Source organism: Rhodococcus sp. Eu-32, from assembly GCF_003336925.1.
GTDB classification, from domain to species: domain Bacteria; phylum Actinomycetota; class Actinomycetes; order Mycobacteriales; family Mycobacteriaceae; genus Rhodococcoides; species Rhodococcoides kyotonensis_B.
On record NZ_QGNK01000012.1, the window covers coordinates 19,447 to 43,157 of the forward strand.

The following is a 23,711-nucleotide window of genomic DNA, read 5'->3' on the forward strand; positions in this document are numbered from 1 at the left end:
ATCGCACGCCGACCCGATCGCTCAGGCCCCGAACCACCTTGCCGCCGCTGGTGAGACGTTGTGCCACACGTGTTTCGCTTCCCGGTACTCCGCCAGACCGGCCGGACCCAGTTCGCGACCGGTGCCCGAGCGTTTGAACCCACCCCACTCGGCCGCGGGAGTGTAGACCCCGAAGTCGTTGAGCCACACCGTTCCATGCCTCAGCCCTCGCACGAGGCGTTCGCCGCGGGCAGGATCCGCCGTACGAACACCCGCTGCGAGACCGTACTTCGTGTCGTTCCCGAGTCGGAGCGCCTCGTCCTCGGTGGAGAAACGTTCGACGGTCAGAATCGGTCCGAACGTCTCTTCCTGCACGATGCGCATCGTGCGGTCGCACCTGTCGAAGATCGTCGGCAGGAAGTAACTGCCGTCGGCAAGCGCCTTCTCGTCCGGCCGCGACCCACCGACGACGAGTTCGGCCCCCTCCTGCACTCCGAGGGCGACGTAGTTCTCGACCTTCGTGCGATGCGCTTCGGACACGAGCGGGCCCGTTTCACTGGTCGGATCCAGCCCAGGACCGACCTTGATCCGGCCTGCCCGTTCGACGAGCGATGCGACGACGCGGTCGGCGATGCTGTCCTCGACTATCAGCCGTGTCCCCGCGGAACACACTTGCCCGGAATGCAGGAACGCACCGGTGAGCACGTGATCGACCGAAGTCGAGAAGGATTCGGGATCCGACGCCGCATCGGCGAACACGATGTGGGGGTTCTTCCCGCCCAACTCGAGAGCGACTTTCGTGACGTTCTCGGCAGCCGCGACGGCGATCGCGCGACCGGTGGCGAGTCCGCCGGTGAACGAGATGAAGTCGACGTCGGGATTCGACGTCAGTGCGTCGCCGATGTCGGCGCCGCTCCCCTGCACCAGAGCGACCACACCGTCCGGCACGCCCGCTTCCTGCAGCAGACGGACGAACGCGATGGTGCTGAGCGGTGTCACCTCGCTGGGTTTGAGCACCATCGTGCATCCCGCCGCGAGCGCGGGCGCGACCTTCCAGGAGATCTGCAGGAGCGGGTAGTTCCACGGCGCGATCATCACGCATACGCCGATCGGCTCGAGGACCACTCGCGAGACGACGTCGGTGCGCCCGACGTCGACCGACCGATCGGGGTCGACGCGCGCGAGGCCCGCGTAGTAACGGAAGACCGACGTGACGTCGTCGATGTCGATACGACTCTCGGCCAAGGTCTTGCCGGTGTCGATCGTCTCGATCCGGGCGAGCTGTTCCCTGTCCCGCTGCAGCAGATCGGCCACCCTCGACAACAGCAGCGCTCTCTCCGACGCGGATCCGGCGGCCCAGGCGCCGTCGTCGAACGTTCGGCGTGCCGACGCTACGGCGCGACGCGCGTCGTCCGGCGAGGCTTCGTCGACCGCGACCACAACGCGACCGGTTGCAGGATCGACGACATCGCGTGTCCGGCCGTCCGACGCACCCGACCACGTTCCGTCGATGAACAGCGAGGGTCGAAGATGCTCGAACTCGTGTGCCACGTTGCGCCTTCCGCCGGGAGCCGATCGCACTCACGGTAAGCCACCGGCGGTCCGGTAGTGGACGACGGAGTCAGGAACAGGCCGCGAGCAGGGTCGCGACGTCGGCGTCGTGCAGTCCCTCGGGCGGCGAATCCTGCAGCAGGATCTCGCGGAGCCGAGTGACGAAGCCCTCCCGGCTGATGCCGAATTCGGTGAGCACGTCGTCGTCCGGTCCGTCGACGTGCGGGAACTGTCCGGTCTCGAGATCGAGCATTCGCATTCCTTCGACGCCTCGTCGGTCAGGTGACCCCGGGGCGGTATCGAGTCGGGGGTTGCCGATGCCGCACTCCGGAGTCGAGAAGTTCATCGACCCCTCCGCACCCGACGTTACAGATGCCCGCCAAGTGGAACGATCACGAAAGTGACACGAAACGGATGCATCCCGGTTTCGGCGTGCAGTTCTCGTCGTGTCCACCCTCGCGTCACACCGAGTTTCACCGACCGACCGCTGTGGTCATTCGGCGACGCGACCGGGAAAAGAGGACGTAGCATCCCACTCGTGACCGCCCCGTTGCGCATCCTCGTCTACAGCAGCAACACGAACACGCGCGCGGACGTGACGACGGCAATCGGAACCCACCCGAACCCGTCGCTGCCCGCGTTGGAGTACATCGAGGTCGCCAGTCGGCCGATGGTGGTGCACTACCTCGACCGCGGGGGCATAGACCTCGCGATTCTCGACGGCGAAGCGGCACCCGCAGGCGGGATGGGCGTCGCGAAGGAGTTGAGGGACGAGCTCACCGACTGTCCCCCACTCGTCGTTCTGACGGGTCGTCCCGACGACGCATGGCTCGCGGAGTGGTCCGGAGCCGAAGCGGCGGTTCCGCATCCGATCGATCCCTTCGTGCTCACCGAGACGGTCGTCGGCCTACTGAGCCACTGACCGAAAGCCTTTATCGGCAAACGTTTCCCGGTTCGAGCGCACCTCACTGGACACAAGATCGACTTTCTCGCCCGACACACCTGTCTCGCACACCGAAAATCGAGACAACTCGGGGTGCGACACCGGTAGGCTGTGTTTCAGTTCACATTTTCTAACGGTCGAGTAACTCTCGCCGACAGCGTCAGCACTGCCCACAAGGCACGACGACAGAGGTGACACGCAGATGAACGAGTACATCCCCGTTCTCGCCCTGGGTGCAGTTGCTGTCGTGTTCGCGGCCGTGTCCGTGGTCGTCGCAGCAGTCGTCGGACCGAAGCGCTACAACCGGGCAAAGCTCGACGCCTACGAATGCGGCATCGAACCGACTGCGCAGCCGATGGGCGCCGGTCGCTACCCCGTCAAGTTCTACCTGACGGCCATGCTGTTCATCATCTTCGACATCGAGATCGTCTTTCTGTACCCATGGGCGGTTCATTTCGACGCGCTGGGCCTGTTCGGGCTCCTGGCCATGGGGATGTTCATCGTCAGCGCCGCGGTGGCGTACGCATACGAGTGGCGACGGGGCGGCCTGAGCTGGGACTGAACGCCTTCCGATCACCACGCACCGAGCAGGAGGATCTCATATGGGTCTCGAGGAGAAGCTGCCGAGCGGCTTCCTGCTGAGCACTGTCGAGTCTCTCGCCGGCTACGTGCGAAAGGGATCGCTGTGGCCCGCGACGTTCGGTCTCGCCTGTTGCGCGATCGAGATGATGGCGACCAGTTCCGGCCGCTTCGACATCGCGAGATTCGGCATGGAGGCGTTCCGCGCCTCACCGCGGCAGGCGGATCTGATGATCGTCGCGGGCCGCGTCAGTCAGAAGATGGCCCCGGTGCTGCGCCAGATCTACGACCAGATGGCCGAGCCCAAATGGGTTCTCGCCATGGGTGTCTGCGCGTCGTCGGGCGGAATGTTCAACAACTACGCCATCGTCCAGGGCGTCGATCACGTGGTTCCCGTCGACATCTATCTGCCGGGATGCCCGCCGCGGCCCGAGATGCTGTTGAACGCGATCCTGATGCTGCACGAGAAGATCCAGGACATGCCGTTGGGCGCCGACCGCGACACCGTCGCGCGCGCAGCCGAGGCCGCCGCGCTGGCGTCGAAGCCCACGATCGAGTCGAAGGGACTGCTGCGGTGACGGCCGATCGACGAGGAATGTTCGGTGTTCGCGGTACCGGTGACACATCTGGATACGGAAGACTGGTACGGCCGACGCACGTGGTGGGCAGCTCCGCCCGACCGTACGGCAGCTACTTCGATTCCGTTGCAGACGAATTGGAGCAGCGCCTGCCCGAGCGTGGGCTGTCGTTCGACGACGCCATCGAGAAAGTCGTGGTCTTCCGCGGACAGTTGACGCTGCACGTCCGACGCGAGCACCTCGTGCCGGTGGCGACGATGGTGCGCAACGAGCCGGCACTTCGCTTCGAGATGTGCCTCGGAGTGAGTGGCGTCCATTATCCGCAGAACTCGGGCCGCGAGTTGCACGCGATCTACCCGTTGCTGTCGATCACGCACAACCGCCGCATCAGGCTCGAAGTGTCGGTGCCGGAGTCGGATCCGCACATCCCGACGCTCGTGGGCGTCTACCCGACCAACGATTGGCACGAGCGCGAAACGTACGACTTCTTCGGCATCCAGTTCGACGGTCATCCGTCGTTGACGCGCATCGAGATGCCCGACGACTGGGTCGGCCACCCGCAGCGCAAGGACTATCCGCTCGGGGGAATTCCGGTGGAGTACAAGGGTGCCAGCATCCCGCCACCCGACACGCGACGGGGGTACAACTGATGACCGACATCGCACGACACGACAAGTCCTTCACCGTGTCCGGGCAGGACTGGGACGACATCGTCGCGGCAGCGGCCGAATCCGCAGGCTCCGCCTCGGAGGAACGCATCGTCGTCAACATGGGACCGCAGCATCCGTCGACGCACGGTGTTCTCCGGTTGATCCTCGAGATCGAGGCGGAAACCGTCACCGAAGCGCGATGCGGAATCGGCTACCTGCACACCGGTATCGAGAAGAACCTCGAATTCCGTACCTGGACACAGGGCGTCACGTTCGTCACCCGCATGGACTATCTCTCGCCGTTCTTCAACGAGACGGCGTACTGCCTGGGCGTCGAGCAACTCCTCGACATCACCGACGACATTCCCGAGCGGGCCACCGTCGTTCGAGTGATGCTGATGGAGCTCAATCGCATCTCCTCGCACCTCGTGGCGCTGGCCACCGGCGGCATGGAACTCGGAGCCGTCACGGCGATGCTGTTCGGGTTCAGGGAACGAGAGCTGATTCTCGACGTCTTCGAGATGGTCACCGGTCTTCGCATGAATCATGCGTACGTTCGGCCGGGAGGGCTGGCGCAGGACCTTCCGGAAGGAGCCGTCGAGAAGGTACGTGAACTGACGAAGGCTCTACCGATCCGGTTGCGCGACATGTCGGATCTGCTGAACGAGAACAAGATCTGGAAGGCCCGTACGAAAGGAATCGGCTACCTCGACCTGACGGGCTGCATGGCGTTGGGCATCACAGGTCCGATGCTGCGCTCGACCGGTCTCCCCCACGATCTGCGTAAGTCCGAGCCGTATTGCGGCTACGACACATACGAGTTCGACGTCCCCACCGACACCGGCTGCGACGCGTACGGCCGATACCTCGTTCGGATCGACGAGATGAAGCAGTCGCTGCGGATCGTCGAGCAGTGCCTGGATCGCCTGCGTCCCGGCCCGATCATGGTGGAGGACAAGAAGATCGCGTGGCCCGCCGACCTGTCCGTCGGCAAGGACGGGATGGGCAGCTCGCCGGGGCACGTACGCGACATCATGGACACGTCGATGGAATCGCTGATCCACCATTTCAAGCTGGTGACCGAGGGATTTCGGGTGCCCGAAGGTCAGGTGTACGTCGCCGTCGAATCTCCGCGCGGCGAGCTCGGCGTTCACATGGTCAGCGACGGCGGTACACGCCCGTTCCGAGTGCACTACCGGGACCCGTCGTTCACCAACCTGCAGGCCGTCGCGGCGACGTGCGAGGGCGGCATGGTCGCCGACGTCATCGCCGCGGTCGCCAGCATCGACCCGGTCATGGGCGGGGTGGACCGATGAGCGATCCTGTCTTCGTCCGTCTCGCGACCCCACCTGCGCCGTATCCCGACGACGTCCGCGCACGCCTCGACAAGGACGCCGACCGCGTCATCGCTCGGTATTCTCCTCCCGAACAACCTGATTCGAGAATGGCGCGGTCTGCACTGCTGCCGCTTCTGCACCTCGTGCAGGCGGAGGAGGGCTACGTCAGCCCGACCGGGATCGACTTCTGCGCGCACCGACTCGGCCTCACCGGCGCCGAGGTCGCTGCGGTGTCGACCTTCTACTCGATGTACCGGCGCGAGCCCACGGGTGACTATCTCGTCGGGGTCTGCACCAACACGCTGTGCGCCGTCATGGGCGGTGACGCCATCCACGACGCGCTGCGCGAGCATGTACCCGACGACGATCCCCTGGTCACGGTGACGCACATCGAGTGCAACGCCGCGTGCGACTACGCGCCGGTGGTCATGGTGAACTGGGAATTCTTCGACAACCAGACGCCCGAATCCGCGCGTGCCGTCGTCGACGACCTTCGATCCGGCCGCGAGGTGGTACCGACGCGGGGCGCGTCGCTGATTCCGTTCCGTGAGACCGAACGAATTCTCGCGGGTTTCCCGGACGACCGGCTCGGCGCGGTGCAGGCAGGCGGACAACCGGGGGCGCCCACTCTGGCCGGCCTACGCGTCGCGCGCGACGAGGGCATGACCGCACCCGTTGCGCCCGAGGCGACCGACAGCGGACCCGCACCGCTCGGCTCCGAGGACACCGCCGCCGCCGAGACGACGAAGGACAAGCCCGCACCTGCGCCGTCGGCATCGGTACCGCCGGAGAAAGGACGTTGACGTGCCATTGACTCCGGTGCTCAGCCGCTACTGGGACGATCCCGAATCGTGGACGCTCGACACGTACGAGCGTCACGACGGTTACCGAGGCCTGCGTAATGCACTCGCGATGCCCGAGGACGACGTCATCGCTCTGGTGAAGGACGCCGGCCTGCGCGGTCGAGGTGGCGCGGGTTTCCCGACGGGGATGAAGTGGAGCTTTATCCCACAGGGCGACGACAAGCCGCACTACCTGGTGGTCAACGCCGACGAATCCGAACCCGGTACGTGCAAGGACATGCCCCTGCTGCTCGCGACACCGCAGGTCTTGCTCGAAGGAATTGTCATCGCCGCGTACGCCATTCGTGCTCATCGGGCGTACATCTACGTTCGCGGCGAAGTGGTCCCGGTGATCCGGCGCCTGCACGCCGCCGTCGCCGAGGCGTACGACGCGGGCTATCTCGGCAAGAACATTCTCGGAAGCGGCTTCGACCTCGACGTGATCGTTCACGCCGGTGCCGGCGCCTACATCTGCGGCGAGGAGACCGCGCAGATCGAGTCGCTGGAGGGTCGGCGCGGCCAACCTCGCCTGCGTCCGCCGTTTCCCGCGGTCGCCGGGCTGTACGCGTGCCCGACGGTCGTCAACAACGTCGAGTCGATCGCAAGCGTCCCGTCCATTCTGCGCAGCGGCGTCGACTGGTTTCGATCGATGGGCTCGGAGAAGTCTCCCGGGTTCACGTTGTATTCGTTGTCGGGTCATGTGACCAGGCCAGGACAGTACGAAGCACCGCTCGGGGTGACACTACGAGAACTGCTCGGATACGCCGGAGGCGTGCGGGCAGGTCACAGTCTGAAGTTCTGGACGCCAGGAGGGTCGTCGACGCCCATCCTCACCGAGGAACACCTCGACGTCCCGTTGGACTACGAGGGCGTCGGCGCGGCAGGATCGATGCTGGGCACCAAGGCGTTACAGATTTTCGACGACACCACGTGCGTGGTGCGGGCAGTACGACGCTGGACCGAGTTCTACGCTCACGAGTCGTGTGGAAAATGCACCCCGTGTCGCGAGGGCACGTATTGGCTCGTGCAGATCTACGCACGGCTCGAAACGGGCCTCGGGACGGCCGAGGATCTGGACACGTTGCTCGACATCTCCGACAACATCCTCGGCCGATCGTTCTGTGCGCTCGGCGACGGCGCGGTCAGTCCGATCACGTCCTCACTGAAGCACTTTCGAGACGAGTACGTCGAACACATCGGCGCACCGTGTCCGTTCGACCCACACCGCAGCACCGTCATGGCAGGAGCGTTGACATCGTGACCGCCGTGACCGAAACCGTGACCGTCACCATCGACGGCATCGAAATGCACGTGCCCGCAGGCACTCTCGTCATCCGTGCCGCCGAGATGACCGGCATTCAGATTCCGAGGTTCTGCGATCATCCACTTCTCGACCCGGTCGGCGCGTGCCGCCAGTGTCTCGTCGAGGTGGAGGGACAACGCAAGCCACTTGCGTCGTGTACCACGACCGTGACGGACGGAATGGTGGTCCACACCCAGTTCAGCTCGCCCGTCGCCGAGAAGGCGCAGAAGGGCGTCATGGAGCTGCTGCTGATCAATCATCCGCTCGACTGCCCCATCTGTGACAAGGGTGGCGAATGCCCGCTGCAGAACCAAGCGATGTCGTCGGGGCGCTCCGAGTCGCGATTCGTCGACGTCAAACGCACGTACCCCAAACCGATTCCGCTGTCGTCCGAGGTTCTGCTCGATCGCGAACGGTGCGTGCTGTGTGCACGATGCACCCGCTTCTCGGAGCAGATCGCCGGAGACCCGTTCATCGATCTTCTCGAACGTGGTGCGCTGCAACAGGTCGGCATCAACGAGGGTGAGGAGTTCGAGTCGTACTTCTCCGGCAACACGGTGCAGATCTGCCCGGTGGGCGCGTTGACCGGTGCTGCCTACCGCTTCCGCGCCCGCCCGTACGACCTCGTGTCCTCCCCCAGCACATGCGAGCACTGCGCCGGCGGATGCGCGCAGCGCACCGACCATCGCCGCGGAAAAGTGTTGCGACGCTTGGCCGGTGACGATCCCGAGGTCAACGAGGAGTGGAACTGCGACAAGGGTCGGTGGGCGTTCACCTATGCCACCGAGCCCGATCGACTGACCACCCCGTTGATCCGTCGCGGCGGAGAACTCGTCCCGGCGTCGTGGTCCGAGGCACTCGCAGCCGCCGCCGGTGGTCTCGCGTCCGCAGGCAGCGACGTCGGAGTGCTCGTCGGAGGCAGATCCACCGTCGAGGACGCCTACGCGTATTCGAAATTCGCTCGTGTCGCTCTCGGTACCAACAACATCGACTTCCGCGCCCGCCCGCACAGCCGTGAGGAGACGGAGTTCCTCGCGTCCCACGTCGCGGCACGGTCGACGGACGTCACGTACAGGCGCCTCGAGCAAGCACCGGAAGTCCTGCTCGTCGGATTCGAACCGGAGGAGGAGTCGCCGATGGTGTTCCTCCGACTCCGCAAGGCCGTCCGCGCGTCGGGCCTGAACGTGTGTGCCATCGCGCCGTTCGCCTCTGCAGGCGTCGTCAAACTGGGAGCGCGGTTGATCCGGTGCGTGCCGTCCGGCGAGGCGGAGGTGCTCGACGGTCTGGCGACATCGCAGGAATCGGAGATGACCGCGGCTCCGGGAACCGTCGTCATGGTCGGCGAACGACTCGCCGAATCCCCCGGGGCGCTCTCGGCCGTGGTCCGTTTCGCTCGCGCGACAGGTGCCACGATCGCCTGGGTGCCGCGGCGTGCGGGTGACCGGGGCGCACTCGACGCCGGGGCGCTTCCCCTCGTACTTCCAGGCGGCATACCCGTCACCGACGAACGAGCGTCCGCTGGTCTCGCCGCGGCCTGGTCGGTCCCGCACCTACCCACCTCGGTCGGTCTCGACACGACCGGGATGCTCGACGCGGCCGCGTCGGGATCGCTGGGAGCGCTCGTGGTGGGTGGCGTCGAACTGGCCGACCTTCCGGATCCGTCGTCGGCGGCCGCGGCCATCGACGCGACGCCGTTCGTCGTGAGTCTCGAGCTTCGGCGCAGCCGCGTCACCGAACGCGCCGACGTCGTCTTCCCGGTGGCGCCCGTGAGCGAGAAGGCGGGTACCTTCCTCGATTGGGAAGGGCGTCCCCGTCCGTTCGACGTCGCGGTCACCGGCACGCGTGCCGTCCCGGACGGCCGCGTGCTGCACGCGTTGGCCGCCGAGATGGGTGCTCCGATCGGCCTGCCCGACGTCGCATCCTCTCGCGCCGAGATCGCGGCTCTTCCGGCATGGTCGGGCACGCGCCACGCGTCGCCGACCTACCCACCGCACCGAGCGCCGACGCCCGGTCCCGGCGAGGCAGTGCTGTCGACGTGGCGCATGCTGCTCGACTCAGGCCGGATGCAGGACGGCGAGCCGCATCTCGCCGGCACGGCCAGGACGCCGGTCGTCCGCCTGTCCGCGGGCACGGCTCACGAGATCGGAGCATCGAACGGCGAGTGGGTGACGGTGACGTCCGAGCGCGGAGCGATCACGCTGCCGCTCGCGATCAGCGACCTCCCCCATCGCGTGGTGTGGCTGCCGCGTCGATCGCCGGGCAGCGAAGTCAATGCGGCGTTGGCCGTCGGTAACGGTGCAGTGGTGCGGATCCACGCCGCAAGTGAGGTGACCTAAGTGATCGAAGGATTCGGCGTCGACCCCTGGTGGCTCGTCGTCGCCAAGGCTGTCGCAATCTTCGTGTTCTTGATCTTGACCCCGCTGATCGCGATCCTCGCCGAGCGAAAAGTGATGGCGCGCATGCAGAGTCGGGTCGGACCGAACCGCGTCGGACCTGGCGGCATGCTGCAGAGCCTCGCCGACGGCGTGAAATTGGCACTGAAAGAAGGCATCGTTCCGAAAGGAATCGACAGACCGGTCTACCTGCTGGCCCCGGTCATCGCGATCGTGCCGGCGTTCATGGCGTTCGCGGTCATTCCGTTCGGACCCGTGGTGTCCGTCTTCGGTCACCGAACTCCGTTGCAACTGACCGACTTCTCGGTCGGTGTGCTGTACATCCTGGCTGTCACGTCCGTCGGCGTGTACGGAATCGTATTGGCGGGATGGGCATCCGGTTCGACCTATCCCCTGCTCGGCGGACTGCGATCGACGGCGCAGGTGATCTCGTACGAAATCGCGATGGGATTGTCCTTCGTCGCGGTGTTCCTCCACGCCGGGACGATGTCGACGTCGGGAATCGTTGCGGCGCAATCGAACACCTGGTACATCTTCCTGCTCTTCCCGTCGTTCGTCATCTATCTGACGTCGATGGTCGGTGAGACCAATCGCGCGCCGTTCGACCTCCCCGAGGCCGAAGGCGAACTCGTCGGAGGCTTCCACACCGAATACTCGTCGCTCAATTTCGCGCTGTTCATGCTCGCCGAGTACGTCAACATGGTGACCGTCTCGGCGCTCGCCACGACGCTGTTCCTCGGTGGGTGGCACGCACCGTTCCCGATCGACCTGTGGGACGGCGCCGATTCCGGGTGGTGGCCGGTGCTGTGGTTCACGCTGAAGGTCTGGGCGTTCCTGTTCGTGTTCGTCTGGCTGCGGGCGACGCTCCCTCGCCTGCGCTACGACCAGTTCATGAGTCTGGGCTGGAAAGTGCTGATTCCGGTGTCCCTCGTGTGGATCGTTCTCGTTGCGACCGTCCGCGCCTTCCGCGTCGAGGGCTACGGTTCGTCCGCTGTCGCCCTCGTCGTCGCCAGCGCGATCGTCGCTGTGGCCGTGGCCTACGCCTTGTGGCGCAGGCGCGGTCGTGAGCCGGAACCGGCGCCTCCGACCGGTGAACTCCCCCCGTTCGACCCGATGGCCGGCGGCTTCCCCGTCCCACCCCTGCCGGGGCAGACGGTGCCGACCCCAGAGAAGGAGCGCAGCGATGCCTGATTTTCTCGGCCCCGTCGCAGGATTCGGCGTGACGTTCCGGACGATGTTCACCAAACCCGTCACCGAGTTCTATCCCGAACAGAAGGCGCCGACCGCGGCGCGCTACCACGGACGCCACCGGCTGAACCGGTACGCCGACGGCCTGGAGAAGTGCATCGGCTGCGAGCTGTGCGCATGGGCGTGCCCGGCCGACGCGATCTACGTCGAGGGTGCGGACAACACCGACGAGGAGCGCTATTCGCCCGGTGAACGGTACGGCGTGGTCTACCAGATCAACTATCTACGCTGCATCGGATGCGGGCTGTGCATCGAGGCCTGTCCCACCCGGGCGCTGACGATGACGAACGACTACGAACTCGTCGACGACAATCGCGCCGACCTGATCTACGAGAAGGATCGTCTGCTGGCGCCCGTCGAGCCAGGCGTGGAACCGGCACCACACCCGATGGCCGACGGCGCGACCGAGGCCGACTACTACCGGGGAGAAGTCCGGTGACCACGTCCACCGCCGAGGCCGTGCAATTCTGGCTCCTCGGCGGTCTCGCGGTTCTGGGCGCGGTGGCGATGGTCTGCGCGACGAAAGCCGTCTACTCCGCGCTTTTCCTCGCCGTCACGATGATCATCCTGGCGGTGTTCTACATCGCGCAGGGCGCAATCTTCCTCGGTGTCGTGCAGGTCGTCGTCTACACCGGCGCCGTGATGATGCTGTTCCTGTTCGTGCTGATGCTCGTCGGCGTCGATTCGGCCGATTCGCTGACCGAGACGATGAAGGGGCAACGTCCTGCCGCCGTCGCCGCGGGAATCGGCTTCGGACTCGTCGTGATCGGGGCCATCGGCAATGCGTCGGTGGAGTCCGGACGTCCGGACTTCGTCGGCATGGATGCCGCCAACGCAGGCGGTAACGTCGAGGGCCTCGCGGAACTCATCTTCATCCGCTACCTGTGGGCGTTCGAACTGACGGGCGCGTTGCTGATCATCGCGACGATCGGTGCGATGGTGTTGGCGCATCGCGAGCACTTCGAGGAACGCAAGGGTCAGCGCGCACTGTCCGAGCAACGCTTCAAGGACGGCTCGCACGTGACTCCGATGCCGAGCCCCGGCGTCTACGCCCGGCACAACGCCGTCGACTGGCCCGCGCGGCTGCCCGACGGGTCCCCGTCGGAACTGTCGGTCAATCCGATGCACCGAGGGCACCGAGGCAATCCGGACGGGGGCGCATCGTGAATCCCGAGAACTACCTGTATCTGTCGGTGTTGCTGTTCACGATCGGCGCTGCAGGGGTGCTGCTGCGCCGCAACGCGATCGTCGTGTTCATGTGCGTCGAGTTGATGCTCAACGCAGCGAATCTCGCGTTCGTCACGTTCGCTCGCATGCACGGGAACTTGGAGGGCCAGGTGTTCGCGTTCTTCACGATGGTCGTCGCCGCAGCCGAGGTGGTCGTCGGCCTCGCCATCATCATGACGATCTTCCGCACCCGACGGACGGCCTCGGTCGACGACGCCCGACTGCTGAAGAACTGACATGACCGCCATCTGGATTCTCCCCGCGTTGCCGTTGCTGGGAGCGGTCGTTCTGTTGCTACTCGGTCGGCGGACGGATCGTTTCGGTCATCTGGTCGGCACGGCGATGTCGTCGGCGGCATTCGTGTACGCGCTCGTACTGTTCGCCGACATGCTCGGCAAGCCCGCCGACGAGCGCGCACTGTCCGAGACGTTGTTCAGCTGGATTCCGGTCGCGGAACTGCAGGTGGACTTCGGATTCCGGCTCGATCAGCTGTCGATGTGCTTCGTGCTGCTCATCACCGGAGTGGGTTCGCTCATCCACGTCTACGCCATCGGCTACATGGCCGACGATCCCGATCGCCGACGGTTCTTCGCGTATCTCAACCTGTTTCTGGCGGCGATGCTTCTGCTCGTCACCGCCGACAACTTCCTCGGCCTGTACGTGGGCTGGGAGGGCGTCGGACTTGCGTCGTACCTGTTGATCGGCTTCTGGCAGTACAAGCCGTCGGCGGCGACGGCGGCCAAGAAGGCGTTCGTCGTCAACCGGGTCGGTGACATCGGACTGATGGTCGCGCTGATGATCATGTTCGCGACGTACGGCAGCGTCTCGTTCGACGACGTCTTCGCTGGTGTCGACGACACGAGTTCCGGGACGCTGACCGCGCTCGGGCTCGTCCTGCTTCTGGCGGCATGCGGCAAGTCCGCGCAGGTGCCGTTGCAGTCGTGGCTCGGCGACGCCATGGAAGGACCGACGCCGGTGTCGGCCTTGATCCATGCCGCCACGATGGTGACGGCCGGGGTCTACCTGATCGTCCGAGCCGGACCCGTCTTCGAGTCCGCGCCGGCCGCTCAGGCCGCCGTCGTGGCGGTCGGAGCCGTGACGCTGCTGTTCGGCGCCGTCATCGGTTGCGCGAAGGACGACATCAAGAAGGCTCTCGCGGCGTCGACGATGAGCCAGATCGGGTACATGGTGCTCGCGGCGGGGCTCGGTCCCGCCGGCTACACGTTCGCGATCATGCTGTTGCTGACGCACGGCTTCTTCAAGGCAGGTCTTTTCCTCGGCGCGGGTTCGGTCATGCACGGCATGAACGACGAGGTGGACATGCGCAAATACGGTGCTCTGCGCACTGCCATGCCCATCACGTTCGTCACGTTCGGCCTCGGATATCTCGCCATCATCGGCGTCCCGCCGTTCTCCGGCTTCTTCGCGAAGGACAAGATCATCGAGACCGCCTTCGGCGCCGGCGGCGTGCAGGGCGTCGTCCTCGGTGTCGCCACCTTGGTCGGCGCGGGCCTCACCGCGTTCTACATGACGCGGGTGATGCTCATGACGTTCTTCGGTGACGCTCGGTGGGACGGCGGGAGTGGAGCCGGCAGGAACGACCCAGTTGAGGACGAGAGTGGAGCCGGCAGGAACGACCAAGTTAGGGAAGGCTCACACCCACACGAGTCGCCGTCGGTGATGACAGCACCGATGATCGTCCTCGCTGTCGGATCCATCGCTGCGGGAGCGCTTCTGACCGTCGGAGGTTCGCTGTCGAACTGGCTCGTTCCCGTCGTCGGCGAGGCCGAGGAAGCACACATGCTGCCCGCGTGGGTCGTGACGGTCCTCGCGCTGGGCGTCGTGGCGGTGGGAATCGCCGTGGCGTACATGCGTTATGCGCGGTCGGCAGTTCCGTCGGTCGCTCCCGAGCCCGTCTCGGCACTGACGGCGGCGGCGCGACGCGACCTCTACGGTGACGCCGTCAACGAAGCGCTGTTGATGCGCCCAGGCCAGGAATTGACCCGCGCCGCAGCACGATTCGACGAGGCTGCGATAGCGGGAGTCACACGCGGGGTGTCCGAGGGCGTGTCGAGTCTGTCGACGCGGATCAGGCAGGTTCAATCCGGCTACGTCCGGTCGTATGCGCTGACGATGTTGGCGGGCACGGCGGTCGTTCTCGCGATGATGGTGGCGGTGATGGTGTGGTGACCTCGTTTCCGTGGCTGACGACGCTGTGGGCTCTGCCGCTTCTCGGCGCGATCGCGGTGGTCGTCGTGCCGCGCACTCGCCCCGGCGCGGCCAAGATCGTCGCGCTCGTGGCGTCCGTGCTGACGCTGGCCGTCGCCGTCGCGCTGGTGGTGCAGTTCCAACCCGGCGGTGACGACTTCCAGTTCGTCGAATCGCACTGGTGGATCGAGTCTTTCGGTGCGCGATACGAACTGGGTGTCGACGGGATCGCGCTCGTTCTCGTGCTGCTCACGACGGTCCTGTTGCCGCTGCTGTTGCTTGCCGGCTGGCACGATCCCCGGGGCGGTCGGTCGGCGCACACGTACGTCGCGTCGATGCTGCTCGTCGAGTCCATGGTGTTGATGTCGTTCTGCGCGCTCGACGTACTGCTCTTCTACGTCTTTTTCGAAGCGATGCTGATTCCGATGTACTTCCTCATCGGCGGCTTCGGTGGGCCGGGACGCGCAGCGGCGGCGGTGAAGTTCTTGCTCTACAACCTCGCAGGCGGACTCGTCATGCTGGCCGCGGTCGTCGGGCTGTACGTCGTCACAGCACGGTCCGACGCGTTCGAGGCGGGCACGTTCGGCTTCCGCGAGATCGCAGCCGCCGCCTCGGCAGGCGAACTGGGTGTCAGTTCGACCGTGCTCAACGCTCTCTTTCTCGGGTTCATGTTCGCGTTCGCGGTCAAAGCTCCGCTGTGGCCGTTCCACACGTGGTTGCCCGACGCGGCCGTCGAGTCGACTCCGGCGAGTGCCGTCCTGATGATGGCCGTGGTCGACAAGGTGGGCACGTTCGGCATGCTCCGCTATTGCTTACAACTGTTCCCGGACGCGTCGCGGTACTTCGCACCCCTGATCGTGACGCTCGCCGTCGTCGGAATCGTGTACGGCGCCGTGCTCGCCATCGCGCAGACCGACGTCATGCGACTCATCGCGTACACGTCGATCTCCCATTTCGGGTTCATCATCCTCGGCATCTTCGCGATGACCGCACAAGGTCAGGCCGGGTCGACCCTGTACATGGTCAACCACGGAATCTCCACGGCTGCACTCTTTCTCGTCGCGGGCTTTCTCGTGTCGCGGCGCGGCACTCGTGTCATCGCGCACTACGGCGGTGTCCAGAAGGTTGCGCCGGTCCTCGCGGGCACGTTCCTGATCGCGGGGCTGGCGACACTGTCGCTTCCCGGTCTTGCTCCGTTCGTCAGCGAATTCCTCGTTCTCATCGGAACGTTCGCGCGCTACCACGTGGCAGGCGTCGTCGCCACGGCCGCGCTCGTCCTGTCGGCGATCTACATTCTGTGGCTGTATCAGCGCATCATGACCGGCCCGCGGTCGTCGGCGAACGACGGGATGAAAGACCTCGTTCCGCGTGAACTGCTCGTCGTGACCCCGCTGATCGCGCTCTTGATCGTGCTCGGCGTGTATCCGAAACCGTTGTTGGACATCGTCTCTCCGGCGGTTCAGGCCACCGTCGTCGAGGTCGACGGCGACACGAGCCAGGCTGGAGGCCGGTGATGAACGACGAGCTGCTGACTGCCCCGAGCGTCGAATACAGCCTGCTGACTCCGATGCTGATCGTGTTCGGGGTGGCGGTTCTCGGAGTGCTCGCCGAGGCGTTCCTACCTCGCGCGGTCCGCTACCGCACCCAGGCATCGCTGGCTCTCGGCGGCACGGTCGCCGCTCTGGTCGCTGTCGTGACGATCGCCGTCACGCACGACTTCGGCGCGGCCGGAACGATCGCGGTGATGGGCTCCGTTGCCGTCGACAAGCCCGCGCTGTTCCTGCAAGGGACGTTGCTTCTCGTGGCCGTGCCGTCGGTACTGCTCGTCGCCGAACGCTCGCTCGAACGAAAACCGGCCGACGCGTTCGCTCCTCAGGCGTCCGCGGTCCCCGGCAGTCTCGCCGAACGACAGGCCGCACAGGCAGGCGCCGCGCAGACCGAGGTGTTCCCCTTGACCATGTTCGCGTTGGGCGGCATGTTGCTGTTCCCGGCGTCGAACGATCTGTTGACGATGTTCGTTGCACTGGAGGTCTTCTCGCTACCGCTGTACCTGTTGTGCAGCCTGGCGCGTCGGCGTCGCCTGCTCTCCCAGGAGGCGGCCATGAAGTACTTCCTGCTGGGTGCGTTCTCGTCGGCGTTCTTCCTGTTCGGCGCCGCCTTCCTGTACGGGTACGCGGGCACGGTCGACCTCGGCGGTATCGGTGACGCGCTCGCACTGAACGCTGGAAGCAACGTCTTCGCAGTTCTGGGCACTGCACTCGTCGGCGTCGGCCTGTTGTTCAAAGTCGGTGCCGTTCCGTTCCATTCGTGGATTCCCGACGTCTATCAGGGCGCCCCGACACCGATCACGGCTTTCATGGCTGCGGCGACCAAGATCGCGGCGTTCGGGGCCTTGCTGCGCGTCTTCTACGTCGCGGTGCCGAGTCTGGAGGACGACTGGCGCCCGGCACTGTGGGCGGTCGCGATCGCGACGATGGTCGTGGGCGCGCTGTTCGCGGTGACGCAGAAGGACATCAAACGCATGATCGCCTACTCGTCGATCACACACACCGGCTTCATCCTGACCGGAATCGTGGCGCTGGACGAACAGGGTTTGTCGGCGACGCTGTTCTACCTGTTCGTGTACGGCTTCGGTACGGTCGCTGCGTTCGCGGTGGTCACGACTGTGCGCGACGAATCGGGCGAAGTCGGCGACATCTCGCGATGGGCAGGCATCGGTCGACGGTCCCCTCTGCTCGCCGCAGCGTTCGCTCTGATCCTGTTGTCGTTCGCCGGAATTCCACTCACCAGCGGTTTCGTCGCGAAATTCGCGGTCTTTCAAGCGGCAGCGGGATCGGGCGCCGCACTGTTGGTCGTCGTCGGCGTGCTGAGCAGTGCCGTGGCTGCGGTCTTCTACGTTCGGGTGATCGTGCTGATGTTCTTCGCGGAACCGAAAGGGGGTGACGACGGTGGCATTCCCACCGTCGTCACCCCCGGTTTCGCGACGACTACCGCGATCGGTCTCGGCGTCGCGACAACCGTCGTCTTCGGCATCTTCCCGCAGCCGTTGTTGACCCTCGCCGACAACGCGGCGGTCTTCGTGCGTTGAGCTAGGGCGCCTTGACGGCGAGCACCGGCACCGGCGAGGTCAACAGCAGTCGCTGACTCACACTGCCCAGCAACGCCTTTCCGACGCGACTCCTCTTGCGGATCCCGATGACGATGCGACTGACGTCGGGGAACTCGTCGAGCTCGTCGAGGACGGCTGCAACGGGATCGCGATCTTCACGTCCCACACGCTCGACGACGGTGACCTTGCAGTCCGCGGGCAACACCGTCAGGTCGAGCTTTCCGAGCGTCAGGTTCACCGCGATCAGGTCGGTGCTCAGCAGAGCCGCCTCGTCGGCAGCGGCGGACAACGAGTAGATGCCCTCGGGGCTGTCGGTTACTGCAACCAGAACAGACATGTCACTACCTTTCTCGGTCTGAGACGTTTACGAGTATTCCTTGCGGAACCGCTCCTCGAGCTCCTCCAGCGAATGGCCGCGTGTCTCGGGCACCTGCGTCACGATGAAGATCAACGCCAGGATGCCGAGTACGACGAAGATGAAGAACGTGGGGGCGATACCGAGTGCACCCACCACAGGCGGGAACAGAAGTGCGACAGCCGCATTGGCGATCCACAGCGCGAAGACACAGACACCGATGGCGAAGCTGCGGATCTTGAGCGGGAAGATTTCGGCCAGCATGAGCCACACCAGCGGCCCGATCGTGCCCTGCATGCAGAAGACGAACAGAACGACGAACACGAGAATGAAGTACGCCTTGACGGTGCCGTCCGGCAGGAACAGCGCAGACAGACCGACGAGGAGGTGGAACGTCGTGGTCAGTGCGAAACCACCGATAAGCATCTTGCGACGGTCGACTTTGTTCATGAGGTAGAGGCCGACAGTGATTCCGAGAACGCTGAAGAGGCCGTTGAGAGTGTTCGCGATGATGGCTGCACTCGACGAGAACCCTGCATCACCGAGCAACTGCGTGCCGTAATACATCACCGAGTTGATGCCGGTGAACTGTTGAAAGACGCCGAGCCCGACGCCGATGAAGATCAGACGACGGATCCAACGGACCGTGAGATCGGTTGCGCCACCGGTCTTGGACAGCTTTTCTTCCTCGGCGAGCCGGTGTACCTCGGCCATCTCCGCAACGGCGCGTTCTTCCGAGCGCACCTGCTTGAGCACTTCGAGCGCCTCGGCGTCGCGGCCCTGGAGAACGAGCCAGCGCGGACTCTCCGGCATGCGGAGCATTCCGATGAACAGCACGATCGCAGGTGCGACAGCGACCAGCAGCATGAAGCGCCAGACCGATTCGTGTTCGCCCCAGATGTTGAAGATGATCGCGTTGATGACGAACGCAGCGAACTGGCCGCTCACGATCATGACCTCGTTGCGCGTGACCACGCTACCGCGGCGTTCGACGGGCGAGATCTCGGAGAGATAAACGGGTACCGTCGCCGATGCGCCACCGACGGCAAGGCCGAGGATGAAGCGGAAGACGGCGAGAGTTTCCCAGTTCGGTGCCAGTACGCAGCCGAGCGTTCCGATCATGAACACGATCGCAAGCAGCAGGATGTTGTGACGACGTCCGTGTTTGTCGGACAGACGGCCACCGACGAGTGCGCCGATCGCCGCACCGAAGATCAAGATACTGACGACGAAGCCTTCGGTGAACGAGGTGAGCCCGAGGTCTTCCTTCAGCGGCTCGAGCGCTCCGTTGATCACGCCGGTGTCGTAACCGAAGAGCAATCCGCCGAAGGTCGCGATCACGGCGATGATGCCGAGCCGATGACTGTGCTTGCCTGCTGTATCCGGTGGCAGAACTGCACCGGCCGATCCGTCACTATGGGTCATCGAAGATCCAATCTGATTCGCACGCGTCCGCTCGACCGAGACCGCTTCCGACAGCGTGCGCCGGAGGTGCTGTTCGAATCCAATCGTTCGCTTGCGGGGTTCCCTTGTACGTATGTCTTGACATATTCATAGTCCGCTGAGAACTGGATCACAAGCCCCTCCCACCTGAAACCCGGTCACTGAATCGATCCGAACAGGCAAAACAGCGTCTGACATTCGTCAGAGAACTTCCGCCGTGTACGGCCACTTCGCGCCCGATCACTACCGTTCGGCCCATATGGATTTACGCGTCGCCACACCTGTTCGTGCGAGTCCGGGCCGCCGAACCCGGGTTTCGAACCGCGCGGTCCGCGGTTCTGATTCAATATCCATCAACACACGCGGGTCGGGGAGTGCAGAGGTTCTTGGTCGATGGGTTCGCTGCGTCAATGGTGGTCGGAACCGTCGGATTACGCGTGGACCGTCGATTACACGCTGTCCCACCCGATCATTCGAGTCACGGGCTACCTCATCGGCGTGTACTGCTGGATGTACGGTCTTGCGTGCACGCTCGCCCTTCTGACCCCGTACGCAGCTCGACTCGGCAACGCGCGATGGATACTGATCGCCATCGCCGCCACGACGCTGTTCGTGGGCTATGCGTGGATCAGAGGTCCGTTTCCTTCGTACAACTGGTCACTCGCATTCGTGGTGTACGCGGACGTCGGGGTGGCCAGTGTCCTGATCATTCTCGACGGCCCGACGGCCATCCTGCCCTGCGCAGCTTTGCTCGGAGTCGCCGGGAACTACATCGCCGCGTTTCACAGCGCCAAGGTGTTCGTCGGACATCAGGTGTGCACGATGCTCGTCTGCGCCGTCCTGTACATCCGTGCGGTGTCGGAACCGGAAGCCTATTTCGCCCAGTACACCGGTTACCTGGTCGTGTTGATTCTCGTTCTGGTGTCGTCCCCGGTGCTGACGCAGTCGCTGCTGATGTTTCTCCGCCGAGATGCTGCCGTCGCACACTTCGATCCGCTGACAGGTCTTCGCAACCGTCGAGGGCTGGAGACGGCCGTCGCGCAGTTCGCCGACGCCGCGGTCGGCGTTGCAGCGATCGTCGTGGACCTGGACAACTTCAAAGCCGTCAACGATCGCCACGGCCACCGCTATGGCGACGACGTACTACGACGTACCGCGCACACCATCGTCACCGCATTTCCGATGCCCGCGGTCACCGCACGGACCGGCGGAGAGGAATTCGTGGCGATCGTCGTCGGCCCCCTGAGTACCGCACTCGACGCCGCGGATCGATTGCGTCGCGCGGCCCCGGACTGCAACCCGGCCGGCCTGACCACGACCAGCATCGGCGTTCACTACCGTCCGATTCAAGCACGTGACACCGCGACACAGCTGACCGAGATGCTCCACCACGCCGACTCTGCAATGTACGAAGCCAAGCGGCTCGGCGGAGATTCCGTCGTCGTCGACGGAGCGGACGGTGAGTCGGTCCGATGCCTCCGCCGACCCGGCGATGGCTCATGATGGTGCCATGAGTTCGAACAATCTTTTCGGAGGACCCAGAGGGCTGCTGATCGTCGTGGCTGTGGTCGTCGCGGTCGCGATTCTCGCCGCCGTGGCGACGCTGGTCGTACGTCAGGTCCTCGGACCACCGGAGGGCCCGTCGCCGTACGAGACCACGACGTCGCAGCAGGCGCCCTAGCGCCACATCGACGAAGGTCGTTGTTGTGACGCGTGCAACACTGTTGACACCGGGCGGCCCTCGCGAGCTGGTGAAACTTCGGTGGCAGCTACGTAGCTCCCTGCATTATTTGGTTCTCGCTACCCGATCACGGATCATACGAGCGTGACTTTTCCGAACGGCGCCCCGAAGACGACCGTCGTCGTACCCACCTACAACGAACGCGAGAACCTACCCAAGCTCGTCGGGTTGCTCGCGGATCTCGACCTCGAGAACCTGCACGTTCTGGTCGTGGACGACAACTCGCCCGACGGCACCGGGAAGATCGCCGACGAGCTCGCCGAGACCGGGCCCATTCCGGTGACAGTTCTGCATCGCACCGAGAAGAACGGCCTGGGCCGTGCCTACGTCGCAGGCATGACGCGGGCGCTCGACGACGGCGCGGACATCGTCGTCCAGATGGATGCCGACCTGTCCCACCCGACCGAGGTCATCCCGACGATGGTCCACACGTTGACGACCACCGACGCTGCCGTCGTCCTCGGGTCCCGCTACGTCCCCGGTGGCGCTCTGGCGAGCGATTGGCCGTGGCATCGCAAAGCCCTGTCAGCATGGGCGAATTTCTACGTCAACGCCATTCTTCGGTTGAAGGTCAAGGACGCAACCGCAGGCTTCAAGGCCTGGCACGCGAAGACGCTCCGCACCATCGACGTCGCATCCGTCGAGAGCAATGGCTACGCGTTCCAGGTGGAGATGAACTACCGCACCGTTCGTCACGGACTGAAGATCGCCGAAACGCCGATCCGGTTCGAGGAGCGCAACGACGGCGAGTCGAAGATGAGCCTGTACGTCCAGCTCGAATCGGCGCTGGTCCCGTGGAAGCTACTGTTCGGCCGCAAGAACTGACCACGGTTCAAGCCGCCTCGATCGACGCGACCGGCCTCGTGGAGGCGACGGTCGCGTCGATGGTCGGGACGGCTCAGCCCACGAGCGACTTGACCGACGCAGGTAGCTGACGAGCGCTCTTGAACGGTCCTACGACGGCCGCACCGAACGGCCGCGTGAGTAGTACCTGGGCGACGTCACGAACCTCGTCCACGGTGACCGCGTCGATACGGGCCAATGTGTGCGACACGTCGCGATGGTTGCCGTAGTTGAGCTCGCTGCGGCCGATACGGTTCATCCGGGAGCCCGAATCCTCCAGTCCCAGAACGAGTCCGCCGCGTAGCGAGCCCTTCGCGCGGGCGCATTCGTCCTCGGTGATCCCCTCGGCCGCCACGTCGGCGAGCACCTCGCGGATCACCGTGGTGACTTCCGCGAGATTTTCGGGCTGGCACCCGGCGTACACCGAGAAGGCGCCCGAGTCGGAGAACGTGTCCACCGACGAATAGACCGAGTAAGCCAGGCCGCGTTCCTCACGGATCTCCTGGAATAGCCGGGACGAAAGCCCACCTCCCACAGCGGCGTTCAGCACCGACAACGCCCAGCGGTGACCTTCGTGACGGCCGAAGGCACGAACACCGAGCGACAGGTGCGCCTGCTCGCTGTCGCGCTTCTCGAACCGCAATTCCGGCCTGCTGCGCAATCGAATCGAACCCTCGCGGCGCGGCGCCGGCTTGACTCCCCTGGCCAGCATTCCGGCGAATGCCCGCCTGACCAACGACACCACATGCTTGTGGTCCACGTTGCCCGCGACCGCCACGACCATCCGGTCGGGCGTGTAGCGCCGCACGTGGAAGGAACGAATCTGCGCGCGCGTCATGTCCTCGATCGACTCCACGGTGCCGATGACCGGCCGTCCGATCGGGTGGTCGCCGAACATGGCTTCGAGGAACAGATCACCCAGCAGATCTTCGGGATCGTCGTCGCGCATCGAGATCTCCTCGAGTACGACTTGACGCTCGATGTCGACATCCGCTGTGCGACAACGCCCTCGCAGGACCACGTCGCTGACCAGGTCGATCGCGAGAGGAAGGTCGTCGTCGAGCACGTGCGCGTAGAAGCACGTGCTCTCCTTGGAGGTGAACGCATTGAGTTCACCGCCGACGCCGTCCATGACCTGTGCGATGTCGAGGGCGGTACGTGTCGGGGTCGACTTGAAGAGTAGATGCTCCAAGAAGTGCGCAGCCCCAGCGACGCTCGGTTGTTCGTCACGCGAGCCGACGCCGACCCACACTCCGACCGATGCGGAGCGCACGCCTGGCACGAATTCGGTGACGACGCGTAGTCCACCGGGCAGGGTGGTGCGCTGCACGCCCTGCTCGATGTGATCCGAAACGGCCGAACGGTACGTCCCGAGGGAACGT

General features: G+C 64.9%; 23 protein-coding genes. 18 read left to right on the forward strand and 5 right to left on the reverse strand.

The features are described from left to right. Positions 1-21: 21 nt before the first annotated feature. Positions 22-1,530: an aldehyde dehydrogenase family protein gene (locus DK926_RS15535; RefSeq protein ID WP_114331184.1), complete on the reverse strand. Its 1,509-nt coding sequence runs from the start codon at positions 1,528-1,530 to the stop codon at positions 22-24. A 70-nt stretch (positions 1,531-1,600) separates the two neighbouring features. Further along, the gene (locus tag DK926_RS15540; RefSeq protein ID WP_243636843.1) at positions 1,601-1,876 is read right to left on the reverse strand and encodes a hypothetical protein; all 276 of its coding nucleotides are present in this window, start codon (positions 1,874-1,876) and stop codon (positions 1,601-1,603) included. Between the two features lie 192 nt (positions 1,877-2,068). On the opposite strand from DK926_RS15540, the gene DK926_RS15545 reads away from it, so the two are divergent. The 15 genes from DK926_RS15545 (at position 2,069) to nuoN (ending at position 17,926) form a co-directional block, all read left to right on the forward strand. Beyond that, positions 2,069-2,452: a hypothetical protein gene (locus DK926_RS15545; protein ID WP_068429191.1), complete on the forward strand. Its 384-nt coding sequence runs from the start codon at positions 2,069-2,071 to the stop codon at positions 2,450-2,452. A 223-nt stretch (positions 2,453-2,675) separates the two neighbouring features. Then, on the forward strand, positions 2,676-3,035 hold the full coding sequence (locus tag DK926_RS15550; protein WP_068428819.1) for an NADH-quinone oxidoreductase subunit A: 360 nt from the start codon (positions 2,676-2,678) through the stop codon (positions 3,033-3,035). A 40-nt stretch (positions 3,036-3,075) separates the two neighbouring features. Further along, positions 3,076-3,630 carry an NADH-quinone oxidoreductase subunit B gene (locus DK926_RS15555; protein WP_068428817.1) on the forward strand — a complete coding sequence of 185 codons (555 nt, stop codon included), beginning with the start codon at positions 3,076-3,078 and terminating at the stop codon, positions 3,628-3,630. A gap of 17 nt (positions 3,631-3,647) precedes the next feature. Further along, complete coding sequence (locus DK926_RS15560; RefSeq protein WP_243636850.1) at positions 3,648-4,280, forward strand: NADH-quinone oxidoreductase subunit C; 633 nt, start codon at positions 3,648-3,650, stop codon at positions 4,278-4,280. Beyond that, a complete protein-coding gene (gene nuoD, locus DK926_RS15565) occupies positions 4,280-5,596 on the forward strand; it encodes an NADH dehydrogenase (quinone) subunit D (protein ID WP_114331186.1) in 1,317 nt (438 codons plus the stop codon). Before DK926_RS15560 ends, nuoD begins: the two co-directional genes overlap by 1 nt. Then, a complete protein-coding gene (gene nuoE, locus DK926_RS15570) occupies positions 5,593-6,420 on the forward strand; it encodes an NADH-quinone oxidoreductase subunit NuoE (protein ID WP_114331187.1) in 828 nt (275 codons plus the stop codon). Before nuoD ends, nuoE begins: the two co-directional genes overlap by 4 nt. 1 nt (position 6,421) lies before the next feature. Next, the gene (gene nuoF / locus DK926_RS15575) at positions 6,422-7,720 is read left to right on the forward strand and encodes an NADH-quinone oxidoreductase subunit NuoF (RefSeq protein WP_114331188.1); all 1,299 of its coding nucleotides are present in this window, start codon (positions 6,422-6,424) and stop codon (positions 7,718-7,720) included. Beyond that, positions 7,717-10,098 carry an NADH-quinone oxidoreductase subunit G gene (locus DK926_RS15580; RefSeq protein WP_114331189.1) on the forward strand — a complete coding sequence of 794 codons (2,382 nt, stop codon included), beginning with the start codon at positions 7,717-7,719 and terminating at the stop codon, positions 10,096-10,098. Before nuoF ends, DK926_RS15580 begins: the two co-directional genes overlap by 4 nt. Further along, positions 10,099-11,346: an NADH-quinone oxidoreductase subunit NuoH gene (gene nuoH / locus DK926_RS15585; RefSeq protein WP_347812642.1), complete on the forward strand. Its 1,248-nt coding sequence runs from the start codon at positions 10,099-10,101 to the stop codon at positions 11,344-11,346. Beyond that, positions 11,339-11,842, forward strand: coding sequence for an NADH-quinone oxidoreductase subunit NuoI (gene nuoI / locus DK926_RS15590; protein ID WP_068428799.1), 504 nt, complete (start codon positions 11,339-11,341; stop codon positions 11,840-11,842). The genes nuoH and nuoI overlap by 8 nt, the downstream gene beginning before the upstream one ends. After that, positions 11,839-12,570, forward strand: coding sequence for an NADH-quinone oxidoreductase subunit J (locus tag DK926_RS15595; RefSeq protein WP_114331190.1), 732 nt, complete (start codon positions 11,839-11,841; stop codon positions 12,568-12,570). Before nuoI ends, DK926_RS15595 begins: the two co-directional genes overlap by 4 nt. Next, positions 12,567-12,866 carry an NADH-quinone oxidoreductase subunit NuoK gene (nuoK, locus tag DK926_RS15600; RefSeq protein ID WP_068428793.1) on the forward strand — a complete coding sequence of 100 codons (300 nt, stop codon included), beginning with the start codon at positions 12,567-12,569 and terminating at the stop codon, positions 12,864-12,866. The genes DK926_RS15595 and nuoK overlap by 4 nt, the downstream gene beginning before the upstream one ends. A gap of 1 nt (position 12,867) precedes the next feature. Next, entirely contained in the window at positions 12,868-14,820 is a 1,953-nt protein-coding gene (gene nuoL / locus DK926_RS15605) for an NADH-quinone oxidoreductase subunit L (protein ID WP_114331191.1), read from the forward strand. Next, entirely contained in the window at positions 14,814-16,352 is a 1,539-nt protein-coding gene (locus DK926_RS15610) for an NADH-quinone oxidoreductase subunit M (RefSeq protein WP_114331192.1), read from the forward strand. Before nuoL ends, DK926_RS15610 begins: the two co-directional genes overlap by 7 nt. After that, positions 16,352-17,926, forward strand: coding sequence for an NADH-quinone oxidoreductase subunit NuoN (gene nuoN, locus DK926_RS15615; protein ID WP_114331193.1), 1,575 nt, complete (start codon positions 16,352-16,354; stop codon positions 17,924-17,926). The genes DK926_RS15610 and nuoN overlap by 1 nt, the downstream gene beginning before the upstream one ends. A 1-nt stretch (position 17,927) precedes the next feature. Here nuoN and DK926_RS15620 read toward each other — a convergent pair whose 3' ends face one another. Both DK926_RS15620 and DK926_RS15625 read right to left on the reverse strand, forming a co-directional pair. Further along, positions 17,928-18,284, reverse strand: a complete 357-nt coding sequence (locus DK926_RS15620; RefSeq protein ID WP_114331194.1) for a universal stress protein — start codon at positions 18,282-18,284, stop codon at positions 17,928-17,930. A 27-nt stretch (positions 18,285-18,311) separates the two neighbouring features. Then, positions 18,312-19,727, reverse strand: a complete 1,416-nt coding sequence (locus tag DK926_RS15625) for a sugar porter family MFS transporter (protein ID WP_114331195.1) — start codon at positions 19,725-19,727, stop codon at positions 18,312-18,314. A 411-nt stretch (positions 19,728-20,138) separates the two neighbouring features. On the opposite strand from DK926_RS15625, the gene DK926_RS15630 reads away from it, so the two are divergent. From DK926_RS15630 to DK926_RS15635, 3 genes are all read left to right on the forward strand, one after another. Next, positions 20,139-21,248, forward strand: a complete 1,110-nt coding sequence (locus DK926_RS15630) for a GGDEF domain-containing protein (protein WP_114331196.1) — start codon at positions 20,139-20,141, stop codon at positions 21,246-21,248. A 7-nt stretch (positions 21,249-21,255) separates the two neighbouring features. After that, the gene (locus DK926_RS26655) at positions 21,256-21,426 is read left to right on the forward strand and encodes a hypothetical protein (RefSeq protein ID WP_165839584.1); all 171 of its coding nucleotides are present in this window, start codon (positions 21,256-21,258) and stop codon (positions 21,424-21,426) included. A 144-nt stretch (positions 21,427-21,570) separates the two neighbouring features. Further along, positions 21,571-22,311 (forward strand): polyprenol monophosphomannose synthase, encoded by a 741-nt coding sequence (locus tag DK926_RS15635; protein WP_114331197.1) that lies wholly within the window; start codon positions 21,571-21,573, stop codon positions 22,309-22,311. Positions 22,312-22,384: 73 nt separating this feature from the next. Here the strand turns inward: DK926_RS15635 and DK926_RS15640 are convergent, their stop codons facing one another. Beyond that, complete coding sequence (locus DK926_RS15640; RefSeq protein WP_068429185.1) at positions 22,385-23,671, reverse strand: pitrilysin family protein; 1,287 nt, start codon at positions 23,669-23,671, stop codon at positions 22,385-22,387. Positions 23,672-23,711 lie beyond the last annotated feature (40 nt).